Source organism: Shewanella sp. SM29 (assembly GCF_025654245.1).
Taxonomy (GTDB): domain Bacteria; phylum Pseudomonadota; class Gammaproteobacteria; order Enterobacterales; family Shewanellaceae; genus Shewanella; species Shewanella oncorhynchi.
In genome coordinates, this window is sequence record NZ_JAKKRN010000085.1 from 1 (window position 1) to 865 (window position 865).

Below are 865 nucleotides of genomic sequence, written 5' to 3' on the forward strand. Positions count from 1 at the left end.
GCAAGCGCTAACATCATACGCGTCACAATTTTCTGCGCGACATCGACCGACGTTTCTGGCAGTAATAGCGCAAATTCCTCACCGCCGAAGCGACCAAAGATATCGTATGGGCGCGTGCGAGCACTGATAAATTGGGTAAAATGCTGCAGTATCTTGTCACCCACTTGATGCCCATAGCGATCATTAACGAGTTTAAAATAATCGATATCCATCATGACAAGGCACAAAGGTAACTGTAGACGACTCAAGCGTTTGATTTCATGCTCTAACTGCTGGAAAAAATGCCGTCGATTAGCAATACCGGTTAATTCATCGGTGAGTGCGAGTCGATTCAACTCAGTCTGCGCATTCCTTAGGGCAAATTCGACCTGTTTTAACKGGGTAATATCGGTGCAAACAATSACCATATCGCCATTGTGATAAACCTGCTCAGAAAGTTGCAACCAGCTACCGTCGACCAGATCCACTTCAAAACGTCGAAAAGCTGATTTACGTTGATTCGCATGAATAAGTTCAAGCCATTCCTCTATGGTTTCATGATCAATTTTAGGCCCTTGCTTATGGGTAAAGGCAAAGTGCATCATGTCGTCAAAATGCCGGCCAGCCATGTCTTGAWCAACAAAACCAAACATTTTCGCAAAGGTATGGTTATAAAAGATAAAATGATTGTGCTTGTCCAAAACAGCGAGGCCATTCTCGCTTAGCCGTAAGGCTTCGGTTAAAAAGGGGTAAACAGACTCAAGAGATTCTTTTTCCATCGATTATTCCTAGCAATGACGCTTTTAGAGAAGATCTCCGACATGTTTAGATTAGCAGCGTTCTACACTAATCACAGCGTCTTTGTCTTTACCCCCATATTACCGCA

The 865-nt window shown here is 43.6% G+C and carries 1 protein-coding gene; it reads right to left on the reverse strand.

The window, feature by feature from the left end:
* On the reverse strand, positions 1-758 hold a 758-nt coding region (locus tag L5L77_RS22535; protein ID WP_263223446.1), incomplete at its 3' end, for a GGDEF domain-containing protein.
* Between the last annotated feature and the right edge of the window lie 107 nt (positions 759-865).